Here is an 817-nt window from a genome sequence, read left to right as displayed (position 1 = left end):
GGTGGTCAGCTGCATTCCAAGTGCATCCATGACGGCAAGCATGGTCTTAAGGGTCGGATTACCCTGCTCGCTAAAGGATCGGTAGAGCTGCTCGCGCGACAACCCCGTCTCACGAGCAAGCTCGGTCATCCCTCGAGCTCGCGCGACGACGCCCATCGCTTTAGCAATGTAGTGAGGATCTGAGGTAGCGAACGCATCGGCTAAAAAAGCAGAGAGAGACTCTTCGCTATCGAGAGCCTCTGCCGGGTCGTAGGTTTGAATTGCTTCGGTCATAAAACCTCCAATACCCCAGTCAACCGGTAATGCATGAGCCGCAGGCTGTAGTGTTCAAACTACGCTGACGAAGTTAATTTGTCACTTGAGGGGATTGGAGCTGGCGGACGGATTCGAACCCCCGACCTGCTGATTACAAATCAGCTGCTCTACCAACTGAGCTACGCCAGCTATGCGTTACGAATGAAGAAGGTTAACTCGCTTAGGTCAATCGGGCAATTGATGAGGGCATCGGCATCAGCGATGTTTTTTATCCATGTGCTCAAAGTACGCTTTTCTATCCGAAACGACGCCTTTAAGCACCCCACTAATCTCCGCCGCCGTTAAGTCATCGCAAGGGTCTTGCGAATAACGAAATTGAACCAGACTGCGAGTGATAACCTCATCGAAGGTTACACCGTGTTCTCTGGCATAAGCGACGATGAACGCTAAATTCTCCCGCGATACCCTTACGGTCAACTTTTCTGCATCTTTAGCCATCGCCACCATCCTATCGGCTCACCGCCAACCCCTCCAGCACCAAATCGGGATAATGCGTGGCGGG

2 protein-coding genes and 1 tRNA gene are annotated in these 817 nt (G+C 52.4%); all 3 read right to left on the bottom strand.

Translation table 11 applies throughout. The annotated features are described in order from the left end of the window. The coding region (locus RI557_RS11645; RefSeq protein ID WP_310683942.1) for an addiction module antidote protein at positions 1-273 on the bottom strand (273 nt) is incomplete at its 3' end. 95 nt (positions 274-368) lie between these two features. Next, positions 369-444: transfer RNA gene (locus RI557_RS11640), tRNA-Thr, on the bottom strand. Between the two features lie 66 nt (positions 445-510). Then, the gene (locus tag RI557_RS11635; protein ID WP_310683941.1) at positions 511-753 is read right to left on the bottom strand and encodes a hypothetical protein; all 243 of its coding nucleotides are present in this window, start codon (positions 751-753) and stop codon (positions 511-513) included. Between the last annotated feature and the right edge of the window lie 64 nt (positions 754-817).

The organism is Salibacter sp., assembly GCF_031581065.1.
Classification (GTDB): Bacteria; Bacteroidota; Bacteroidia; order Flavobacteriales_G; family Salibacteraceae; genus Salibacter.
Note: the sequence above shows the minus strand (reverse complement) of the source record. Positions and strands in the feature narration are given on the sequence as shown.